7 protein-coding genes are annotated in these 10,713 nt (G+C 52.2%); all 7 read left to right on the top strand.

Annotation, left to right across the window (positions count from 1 at the left end):
* Positions 1–3: 3 nt before the first annotated feature.
* The 7 genes from DWZ56_RS16170 to DWZ56_RS16200 all read left to right on the top strand — a co-directional run bounded on the left by DWZ56_RS16170 (position 4) and on the right by DWZ56_RS16200 (position 10,618).
* On the top strand, positions 4–2,061 hold the full coding sequence (locus tag DWZ56_RS16170) for a beta-glucosidase family protein (protein ID WP_118557640.1): 2,058 nt from the start codon (positions 4–6) through the stop codon (positions 2,059–2,061).
* Between the two features lie 211 nt (positions 2,062–2,272).
* Positions 2,273–4,624 (top strand): glycoside hydrolase family 3 N-terminal domain-containing protein, encoded by a 2,352-nt coding sequence (locus DWZ56_RS16175; RefSeq protein ID WP_118557641.1) that lies wholly within the window; start codon positions 2,273–2,275, stop codon positions 4,622–4,624.
* Positions 4,621–5,757 (top strand): acyl-CoA dehydrogenase family protein, encoded by a 1,137-nt coding sequence (locus tag DWZ56_RS16180; RefSeq protein ID WP_118557642.1) that lies wholly within the window; start codon positions 4,621–4,623, stop codon positions 5,755–5,757. Before DWZ56_RS16175 ends, DWZ56_RS16180 begins: the two co-directional genes overlap by 4 nt.
* A 17-nt stretch (positions 5,758–5,774) precedes the next feature.
* Positions 5,775–6,551: an enoyl-CoA hydratase/isomerase family protein gene (locus tag DWZ56_RS16185; RefSeq protein WP_118557643.1), complete on the top strand. Its 777-nt coding sequence runs from the start codon at positions 5,775–5,777 to the stop codon at positions 6,549–6,551.
* A gap of 14 nt (positions 6,552–6,565) precedes the next feature.
* Positions 6,566–7,714 carry an acyl-CoA dehydrogenase family protein gene (locus DWZ56_RS16190; RefSeq protein WP_118557644.1) on the top strand — a complete coding sequence of 383 codons (1,149 nt, stop codon included), beginning with the start codon at positions 6,566–6,568 and terminating at the stop codon, positions 7,712–7,714.
* A gap of 36 nt (positions 7,715–7,750) precedes the next feature.
* Entirely contained in the window at positions 7,751–8,956 is a 1,206-nt protein-coding gene (locus tag DWZ56_RS16195; protein ID WP_118557645.1) for a CaiB/BaiF CoA transferase family protein, read from the top strand.
* A 15-nt stretch (positions 8,957–8,971) separates the two neighbouring features.
* Positions 8,972–10,618 (top strand): class I adenylate-forming enzyme family protein, encoded by a 1,647-nt coding sequence (locus DWZ56_RS16200; protein WP_118557646.1) that lies wholly within the window; start codon positions 8,972–8,974, stop codon positions 10,616–10,618.
* Positions 10,619–10,713: the final 95 nt, after the last annotated feature.

The following is a 10,713-nucleotide window of genomic DNA, read 5'->3' on the forward strand; positions in this document are numbered from 1 at the left end:
CGGATGAAACTGACAAGAAAAAAAAGACTGTCGTACACGTCCTGTGCGGAAGCGATAGTTAATAAAATGACGCTGGAAGAAAAGGTGGGCCTGATGAGCGGCGATACTTCACTGCAGAAGATCACCTGCGAAAAGCAGATGGGTGTCCACTGGAACCAATATCCCTACGGTGCGGGCGGAAATCAGCGGTTTGGCGTGCCAAAGATTCTGTTCTGCGACGGCGGCAGAGGGGTGGTCTGCGGGGTGCGCCGGGCAACCTGTTTTCCGGTGCCGATCATGCGCGGCGCCACATTTGATGTGAAGCTTGAGAAACAGATCGGTCATGCCATCGGCAGGGAGGTAAGGGCTTTTGGCGGCAATTTTTTCGGGGGCATATGCGTCAATCTGCCCTATCATCCGGGCTGGGGCAGATGCCAGGAGGTATACGGGGAAGACAGCTGTCTGCTGGGAGCGATGGGAAGCGCTCTGATACAGGGCGTACAGGATGAGTATGTGATCGCCTGTGTCAAGCACTACGCCTTTAATTCGATGGAAAACAGCCGTTTCAAGGTCAGCATTGACTGCGGCGTCCGGACGGAGCGGGAAGTGTTTCTGCGCCACTTTAAAGAATGTATTGATTCGGGAGCGGCGGCCGTCATGAGCGCTTATAATAAGTACCGTGGAATCCTGTGCGGGCATTCGGAGTACCTGCTGCGCAGGGTATTAAAAGGGGAGTGGCAGTTTGACGGCTTTGTGATCAGCGACTTCTTCTGGGGAATCTCCGACACTGAGAGCGCAGTGACCGGAGGCTGTGATGTGGAGATGTGTCATGCAAGTGTCTATGGCAAACAGCTGCTGGACGCCGTGCGAAGCGGGCGGGTAGACGAAAGCCTGATCGATGAGGCTGCCATGCGCATAGTCAGGACAATGGTCGCTTTTGACAGGGAATTTAGCTGCAGCGGACAGAAAGCTGGGGAAGAGGTAATCGGCTGCAGGCAGCATGCAAAGCTCGCGTTGCGCGCGGCACAGGAAGGAATCACCCTGATTAAAAACGAAAATCATGTGCTGCCATTATCCCGGAATATGAAGAGGATCGCGGTAATCGGTAAACTTGCCGCAGAGGAAAACACAGGTGACCGGGGATCCTCAAGGGTTTATCCGGAGCATGTGATAACGCCGCTGGAAGGTATTGTGAAAAAGGTTCCCGGCAGCGAGGTGGTATATTACGACGGAGACGATCCGGAACATATGAAACGCCTGGCAGCGGGTGCAGATGCGGTAATTTTTATAGTCGGATTGAACCACAGGGATGAGGGGGAATATAAACAGCCGGATCCGGACGGCACCCGCGGAGGAGATCGGGAAAGCCTGCGTCTGCACCGCAGTGAGGTCGAAATGCTTGAGAAAGTGGGAGATATCAATCCGGTCTCGGCCGTTGTGGTAATGGGCGGCGGCACGGTACTCATTTCGGAGTGGGAACAAAAGATTTCCGCCATCCTGTTTACATATTATCCGGGGCAGGAGGGGGGAACGGCCCTGGCGCAGATCCTGTTCGGCGAAGTAAATCCCAGCGGAAAGCTTCCGTTTACACTGCCCGCAGAGGAATCCGATCTGCCCTGTGTAGACTGGGACGCGGCGGAGCAGCATTACGGTTACTACTGCGGTTACCGGCGTCTGGATAAGCTGGGGATCGAGCCGTTCCGTCCTTTTGGATACGGTTTGAGTTATACAGAGTTTACCTTGAGTGAACCGGAAGCCATATGGGACAAGGGGCGGCTTAGTTCCTTCGTCACTGTTAAGAATACCGGAACGGCCGCAGGGACAGAAGTTGTGCAGATGTATGCGGGCTTCAGCAGATCCGCGTTGAACCGCCCGGTGAAAATCTTATGCGGGTTTCAAAGAGTGCGGCTGAAACCGGATGAAGAGAAGAGGGTGCGCATTTCATGTCCGGGTGACAGGTTAAAGTACTATGATGTCCATAGTCAAAAATTTGTGCTGGAGCGCATGGAGACGGATGTGTATATCGGCACATCGGCTTCGGAGAAAGATCTGCTGAAGAAAACGGTGTATGTGGACGGATGAATGGAATAGAGGCAAAAAGAAAGAAGGCTGATAGCAGAGAGCCTTCTTTTTTAACGCTTTTTTGTCCGCTGCTGCCGGCATTAAAATGCATCGATGGAACGGATAAAGTCTGGTTTTGATAGTAAAATTTACCTGATATAACAACAATTCACCGCCCTGATTGATATAATTTGTACATAATTAAAGAATATTTTATACGAGGAGGGTTTTTATGGCAACACAATTGGTGGATACCGCGTCAATTGAGGCGATTATCGGTGAAATGACCGTGCGGGAAAAAGCAGCCTGCATTACAGGGGGAAGTTCCTTCTATACAAGAGTAATGGAGAAGTACGGGATACCGAAGCTGCTCCTTTTGGATGGGGGCACTGGCTTTAATACAAACCAGTTCTTTCTGGATGCCGCCTTTCAGGAATATGCCCGGCAGAGACAAGAGGAGGGAAATCCTATCGATGACGAGGAGTGCGTCGGACGGATGGGAGGACTGGAAATCGTGCTGGGTAATTCACAGCTGTGGAATAACCGGCACAAGGAGGCTGCTGCGTCCTTGACCGACAACAGGGAATATGGCTGCTATCCGCCAGGGATGTTCTTCGGCGCGACCTGGAATCCGGACGTGATCGAGGCCTGCGGCCATGCGCTGGGCAAGGAAACCAACGCGCGGGGGGTGGATATCCTTCTGGGTACGCCAAATGTAAATATCCATCGAGACCCGCTGAACGGAAGGCTCTTTGAAGGCTATTCCGAAGATCCGTGTCTGGTATCCAAGCTTGCGCCATCTTTTGTGAAAGGCGTGCAGGCGGAAGGGATCATAGCCAATGCAAAGCATTTTGCCGCCAACAACCAGGAAACGGACCGCATGGGTGTGGATGAGCATATACCGAAACGGGCGCTTAGAGAAATCTATTTCCCAGGCTTTAAAGCGTGTGTGGAAGCCGGCTGCGGAACGGTTATGTCGGCCTATAACAAGATCAACGGCAGCCCCTGTGCGCAGAATCCCTGGCTGCTTAAGGATGTGCTGCGGGATGAGTGGGGTTTTGAGGGCTGTGTGGTGACGGATTGGTCTGCCGCATACGACCAGGTGGAAGCCTGCCGGGCCGGAAACGACCTGGTTATGCCTGGTCCAAGGCAGCTAAGCCCTCTGGTAAAAGCCGTTGCGGACGGCACTTTGAAGGAGGAGGACCTGGATGAGTGTGTGAGAAATTTCCTGAAGACAGTCCTGAAAACGCCTGCCATGAAGGGCAGAAGAACAGAGTACGACATAAACGAAGGGATTGCGGCGGCTTATGACGCGGCCCGGGAGGGGATTACGCTGCTGAAAAATGACGGTATACTGCCGTTATCCGGCGATGCGAAAGTCGCTTTCTATGGGGAACGCAGTAAAAACCTGATGTGCTCCGGCGCAGGAAGCGCTGCTGTAGTTACATCACTCAATACCAGCGTGTATCAGTGCGCCGTCAGCGCACTTGGTGCGGATCATGTCTCCTTCGAGGAGATCGGGGATACCACGGAAGCTGTGATCGTAGTGGTGGGAGCCAATGGCCAGGAAGGGGCCGACCGGCCGGATATGTGTCTGGAACCGGAGGACAGAAAGGCATTGGATGATGCGATTGCGGCGGCCGAACCGAAGCAAATTCCTGTGATCGTATTGCTGAACGTGGCGGCTCCGGTGGAGATCGTGGATTGGGAACCGAAAGTATCCGCGATACTGTGTCTGTTCATTCCCGGAATGCAGGGAGGGCAGGCTGCTGCTGATATCCTGTTCGGTCGGGTAAACCCTTCCGGAAAGCTTCCGCTGACTTTTCCCAGAAGATACAGAGACTGCCCCTCTTTCGGCAATTTTCCCGGCTATAACAGTGAGGTATGGTATGGCGAGGGCATATATGTGGGTTACCGCTATTATGAGAAGAAGGGGATTGATGTCATGTATCCTTTCGGGTATGGGCTGTCCTATACTTCTTTTGAGATTACACAGGTAAGTGCGCCCGCATCGGTCAATGTGGATGAGGAACCTGTGTGTGTCCGGGTAAAAGTGAAGAATACGGGGGCCATGGCGGGCGCAGAGGTGATTCAGCTCTACCTTCACGATGTGGTGTCGACTCTGGATAAGCCTCTGAAGGAATTAAAGGCATTTAAAAAAGTATATCTGGAAGCCGGTCAGGAGAAGGAGATCATTCTTGAGCTGACCAAAGAAGATTTCGCAGGATACGACGTAAGGCTTGCGGCCTGGGCTGCGGAGCCTGGGGAGTATGAGCTCATGATCGGAAATTCATCGGCCGATATCCAATTTACTCTGAAGCTGGAAGTGCTGTGTGAAAACCCTTACCGAATCGGGGCCAGGACGGATATCGTAAAAATTGTGTCCAATCCTAAGGCGCTGGAAGCGGTGGAAAGAATTTCGGGAGTCCGCCTGCGGGACGTTGCGGGCAGCTACATTGTTTTTCAGCCCCTCACCATGTTCGAACAGGTCTGGCGGGAGTGCGTTGTACCCGCGATCGGAGCGGATGAAGAGACCTCGGATCATATGCTCAAACAAATCTATAAGGAGTGGGAAACGGTATGAAACAATATTTGCTTACAGAGGATCAGATCAGCTTCATTGATATGGTGAAAGATTTTTTTGCGAAGGAAGTGCTGCCGATCCGTGCCGAATACGATGAAAAAGAAGAAGTTCCGATGGAAGTCATCAAAAAGGCTATGGATATGGGACTGCATATTCTGGATATACCGGAAGAGTATGGAGGTGCAGGGCTGGATTTCCTGACATATGTCATGCTGGTTGAGGAGATGTGTAAGGTTGACGACGCATTTACAAGTATTCTTAACGCCGGCAGCATCGCGTGTAAGGTGGTAGAACTGGGCGGCACGGAAGAACAGAAAAACATGTTTTACCGAAAGGTGGTGGAAGGCGCATTCGTAGGCATGTGTATTACGGAAGCCGACGCAGGATCGGATGTCAGCGCGATTGCTGCAACCGCTGTCCGGGACGGAGGCGAATATGTCATCGACGGGACGAAGCTGTTTGTATCAAACGGCAGTCTGGCGGATCATTACATAGTATTTGCATCGACAGATAAGAGCAAGGGCTCCAGAGGCATATCAGCCTTCATCGTGGACGCGGATCTGCCGGGTGTCAGCCGGGGAAAGAGGGAGAGCAAGCTTGGCTGCCATGCAGGAGATACCTGTGCGGTCACATTTGACCATGTCCGTGTGCCGGCCGGCAACCTGCTCGGTAAAGAAAATGAAGGTTTTAAGCTGACCATGCAGACTCTGGACCGGGGGCGTGTAAAGGTTGCAGCCATGGCTGTGGGGCTGGCGCAGGGAGCGTTGGATTATGCTGTTTCCTACGCAAAGGAACGCGTACAGTTCGGCCAGCCCATCTGCAGGCTGCAGGGGGTACAGTTCATGCTGGCGGATATGGAAGCGGCCGTCGAAACTGCGAGACAGATGGTATACCATGCGGCTGCTCTGATTGACAGCGGTATGCCCTGCAGCCGGGCAGCTTCCATCGCAAAGCTGACTGCCTCAGATAACTGCATGAAGGTATGCACCGATGCGGTTCAGATACTGGGAGGATATGGTCTTTGCCGGGAATACCCGGTGGAACGCTTTTTCAGAAATGCCAAAACCTATCAGATTGTGGAGGGCACTAACCAGATACAGCGTATGGTCATCGGACGGGACCTCTGCCGCTGACGAACAGGGAGGAACAGATGGAGTATCAGAATTTAGTCTTTGAAGTAAAGGGAAAAGTGGCCTGCATTGTGCTGAATCGGCCGCAGTCACTGAACTCCTTTAACATGCAAATGAAGCATGAACTGGAGGACGCCGTATCGCGGATTGAAGAAAACGATGATATCTGGGGCGTTATTATCACAGGCAGAGGGAGGGCATTCTCTTCCGGCACGGATATCTCGGATTTCCCGTCTACAGTAGAGCAGGCGCGCAGGATCACGGCCTATTCACAGCAGCTGTTTGGCCGTGTGGAAAATCTATGCAAACCGGTAATAGCAGCCATAAACGGATATGCCCTGGGCGGCGGCCTGGAACTGGCGCTGGCCTGCGACATTAGGATCATGGAAAGACAGGCGAAAACAGGATTCCCAGAGGTGAAAATATGCGCGATCCCCTGTTATGGAGGAACGCAGCGGCTTACGAGATTGATCGGGGCGGGACGCGCAAAGGAACTGATCCTGACTGGCAGGCAGGCGGATGCGGATGAGGCGCTGAAGATGGGGCTGGTTAATTACGTGGTTTCCGAGGGAGAGGCTGTAAAGAAGGCGGAGGAAATCATGGCGGTCATACTTGACAACGCTCCGCTGGCCGTGGGATATGCCAAGCTGTGCATGAACAGGGGACCTGAAATCAGTCTCGAGCATGCGCTTTGCCTGGAACAGAATCTGGTCAGCATGCTTGTTCCGACCCACGATATGAAGGAGGGGACGGAAGCGTTCCTGGCAAAGAGAAAGCCTGTTTTTCTTAACCGATAGGAGGAGTGTATCAGATGAGCGGTAAAAATTTACTTTTGACCGAAGAACAGCGCGAGCTGGCCGAAATGGCGGCGCAGATTGTAAACACGGAACTGGCCCCGCGTGTCGCCGATCTGGACCGGACCGGCGAATTCCCAATGGATGTAATGGAAATATTGAGAAACAGCGGATTTTACGGCATGGGAATCCCGGAGCAGTATGGCGGCCTGGGGTTCGACAACACCACACAGATGGCGATTTATGAGGAAATCGCCAGGGTGGATGCCGGATTTTCTTTTAACTTTGCTCTCGCCAGCGGCGAATTCGGAATTTTGGAGGATGCGGGAGCATCGGAAGAGCTGAAAAAATATTATGCGGATAAAATTCTCTCCGGATCTGTCTGCAGTTTCTGCCTGACGGAATCACAGGCAGGTTCGGACGCGTCCAATATAAGCACCACCGCTGTGCGGGAAGGGGATGAATACGTTATAAACGGCACCAAATGCTTTATTACAAACGGCGCTTTGGCGGATCTGTTTATGGTATTCGCGTATACGGACAAATCAAAGGGTGCAAAAGGTATCTCGCTCTTTCTTGCGGAGAAGGAGGACGGAGTAAAGATTGGAAAAACAGAGGATAAGATGGGGCTGAAGCTGTCCGTCACTTCGGAAGTGATCTTTGATGATGTCCGGGTGCCTGCATCCAGGCTGATCGGACAGGAGGGACGCGGTTTTATTTACGCAATGCATGCGCTTGAGAAGGCGCGGATCACCTCCATGATCCATGCGCTGGGCATTGCGGAGCATGCTATGGATATTGCGCTGGACTATGCCAAAGTGCGTGTGACCTTCGGTAAACCGATCATTAAACATCAGGGACTTGCGTTTCTGTTGGCGGATATGCAGAAACGTGTGGATGCCGCACGGGCGATGCTCTATTATTCAGCAGCGGTACTGGACCGTGGACTAGCGGTGGGTACGCTTAGCCCCAGCACCAAGATATTTGTATCCGAAACAGCGATGAGTGTGACAACCGACGCTGTACAGGTGTTGGGCGGATATGGATATATGAAAGAGTATCCCGTGGAAAAACTGATGCGTGACGCCAAGGTGTTTTCGATTTTTGAGGGAACCAATCAGATCAATCTGATGGTCAGTTCGGGAATTCTGGAACACATGAAATGAGCTGCGGGCGGATGACAGTAAGAAAGGAAGTGCATTATGAATAAACCGTTGGAAGGAATCCGGGTTGTTGAATGTGCGTTTTTTGTGGCGGCTCCGTCGGCGGGCCTTAATCTGGCGGATTGGGGGGCGGAGGTCATTAAGGTGGAGCCCATTTATGGAGAGCCCGGACACAGACGGGACGCGGACGGCCGCATCATGACCCGTGATGAGTATTTTAATGTATATAACCGCAAAAAGAAGGGAATCGCCCTGAATACGAAGGATCCCCGGGGAATGGAGATGCTGTACAGGCTGCTGGAAGATGCGGATGTATTTCTGACCAGCTACCGTCCCGGAGCTCTTGTGAAGATGGGACTGAACTGGGAAGTGCTCCACGAGAAATTTCCAAAGCTGATCTATGCTGCCATAACCGGTTTTGGGGACGAGGGGCCCGAGAAGGATGCTCCCGGTTTTGATACGGTGGCGTACTGGGCGCGCAGCGGCCTGATGCAGGACGTGATCAACCGCGGCAACGATGTGCTGATACCGCCGGTAGCCTTCGGAGATCTCACCTGCGGCGCTGCGCTGGCCGGGGCCGTAGGCACGGCCTTGTTTAACCGGGAGCGTACCGGCAGGGCGGAGAAGGTGACTCTGTCGCTGTACGGCCTGTCGCTGTACAGTTTAAGTTATATGGTATTTGACGTCCAAACCGGCGGAAACTATCCGGCCAGCCGTTTGGAGCCCGCCCTGCCGATGATGGCATCCTTTAAATGCAAAGACGGAAAGTGGTTTTATATGGCGAATGTGGATCATGAAAAGCATTATGCGGATCTGATGAGAATGCTCGGGCGGGAGGATCTGGTGGAGGATGAGCGGTTTAAGAGCCGTACGGCGGCGCAGGAAAACCGAGAGGAATTTATCCGTATGCTGGATGCAGAGTTTGCCCGTTATACCCGGGACGAAGTGTTGGATATACTGAAACGGGCGGATATCGCTCATTCCACCATCAATCATGTGGCGGACAATCTATGTGATCCCCAGGCCAAGGCCAATGATTATCTGAAGATCATGCACATGAGAGACGGCGTAGACGTCTATGTGCCCAGCACACCGGTACGGTTTGGTACGAGCGATATGGAGGAAGCAGGGATGGGACCGCTGCTGGGAGAAGATACATTAAGCGTTCTGACAGCAGCAGGCTATACGGCAGAGGAGCTTAATCACCTGGCAAAAGAAAATGTCATTGTAGGACGTCAGGTATAAAAGGGGGCCGGTTAATTGAAAGAGGCTACGATAGCAGCGCTGATATCAGAGCACGCTGAAAAATATCCGGATAAAACGGCCTTTATATTTGATAACCACTTTTACAGCTGGAGGCAGGTTGATCGCTGCACGGACCGTATCGCTGCAGGTATGCTTAAAAAGGGAATCATAAAAGGAACGCATCTGGGTTTCTGGTCCATGAATCATGCCGCAGCTGTTTTTTATCTGCTGGCGGCGATGAAAATCGGCGTGGTATGTGCAGTTATCAATTATTCTTATCATGAATTTGAACTTAAGAATGTGCTGCAAGAGGCGGATATAGAGTTTCTGTATCTGGGTGAATACAAGAAAGGACTGGATTATAGGGCTATGGTGCAGGCTGTGGGCCTGGACTGTCCAAAACTGCGTTGTGTGGAAGACATGCTGCCGGTCTTTGAATCCCTGTTTGCCCCTGGCGCAGAGTGCGAAACCGCGCCGGAAGATAAGGAAATGCTTGAAGGAGCGAAAAGGGAGGTTGGTCCGGAGGATGTGCTTGTCATTACATTCACATCGGGCACTACAATGGTTCCGAAAATGGTGATGCTGACACAGCGCAGTGTGATCTTTGATGTGACACAGTTTACCCGCAGGATGCGGATTGGCCCGGATGATATACTGTTGGCGCCGCTGCCGCTGTTTCACAGTTCAGGGATCTCCGGTATGCTGATATTTGCGGTTGTCACGGGAATCACAGCGGTAATACACCGCAGTTTTATTGCAAAAACCGCATTAAAAGATATTGAAAGATATAAGGTGACTGCGATTATGGCCGTCCCCTCCATGCTTGAGCTTTTGATCAGGGATGATGCGTTTGAAGCGGCAGATGTATCCTCCCTGCGCGTGGTTCAGTCCTCTGGCTCGGCAGTTAGCGTTGAAAGCCTGCGGCGTATTATGAGAAAGCTGGGTATCCGCCACCTCCTGATGGGGTATGGCCAGACGGAATGTTCTCCGCTGGTTACCATGACGCTTTACGAAGATGATGAAAGGACAATGACGGAGACCGTCGGATGTCCTCTCTGCGGGGTCAGAGTGCGTATCTGGGATAAAGGCACAGGAAAGTCTGAGGCTATCTGCCGCAGTATGGTGGCATTGGACGAAGAGGCTGGCTGTGAAGCGGCGCCCGGCCGGACCGGTGAGATACAGGTGTGCGGCCCTAATGTGATGAAGGGTTACTATAAAAATGAATCAGAAAATCTGAAGAAATTCACTTCGGACGGATGGCTTAAGACTGGCGATGCGGGATTTATGGATGAAAGAGGCTATCTGCATTTTGTATCCCGCATCAGCGATATTATCATCCGGCATGGAGAAAATATTTCTCCGCTTGAAATCGAGTATGTGGTGGAGCGGTTTGACAAAAACATTATAAAAGCGAAAGCGGTTGGCGTACAGAGTGAGATTGTACAGGAAGATATTGCCTGCTTTGTGCAGGTGAAAGAGGAAGCTTTTGATCCTGAAGCGATAAAGGCCTGTGTGAGGCGTACGCTGGCAAGCTTTAAGGTGCCGAAATACGTTTTTCGAGTGGATTCGTTTCCGATCACCGGCACGGGTAAAATCGATCAGGCAGCTCTAAAGCGCCTTGCCGAAAAGCTGGTTGGTGACAGGAAATTGGAAGCACACTGAAGTGTGCGTAGGTCATCAACCTTCGGTTGGTGACAGGAAACTGGAAGCACACTGAAGTGTGCGTAGGTCATCAACCTTCGGTTGGTGACAGGAAA

Source organism: Lachnotalea sp. AF33-28, from assembly GCF_003477885.1.
Taxonomy (GTDB): Bacteria; Bacillota; Clostridia; order Lachnospirales; family Lachnospiraceae; genus AF33-28.